We start from the raw sequence: 353 nt of genomic DNA on the forward strand, positions 1-353 counted from the left end.
CCTCGGCAGCCCCCTTGACGTTCTCTTTGACGATGTTCTCGGTCATCTGCTTGAGCAGCACCGCCTGGGCCGCCAGGGCCAGCTTGCTGACCCCGTCGAAATACCCCGCCGCCGACTGCGCCACCAGGCCGGCGGCCTGGCTGATCATCATGTCCGGCGCTGCTGCGATCTGCGCCGGGGCATAGCTGAAGGTCTGGGCATTGCTGAACTGCACCGCCTGGACAATCTGGCTGTTCAGGGCATCGGTGCTGTCGCTGCTGGGCGTGCCGGCCTGCTTGAGCAGGTGCGCGTTCATCGTCTGCATCATCGAGGGCTGCGCCGGGCCTGCAGGCGATGGCGCAGGATCGGGCGCC

1 pseudogene is annotated in these 353 nt (G+C 67.1%); it reads right to left on the bottom strand.

The features are described 5' to 3' along the window. Window positions 1-353 (bottom strand): annotated as a pseudogene (locus F6S12_RS33180) (hypothetical protein); the annotation flags it as partial.

Source organism: Pseudomonas sp. JV245A, from assembly GCF_032424515.1.
Taxonomy (GTDB): Bacteria; Pseudomonadota; Gammaproteobacteria; order Pseudomonadales; family Pseudomonadaceae; genus Aquipseudomonas; species Aquipseudomonas protegens.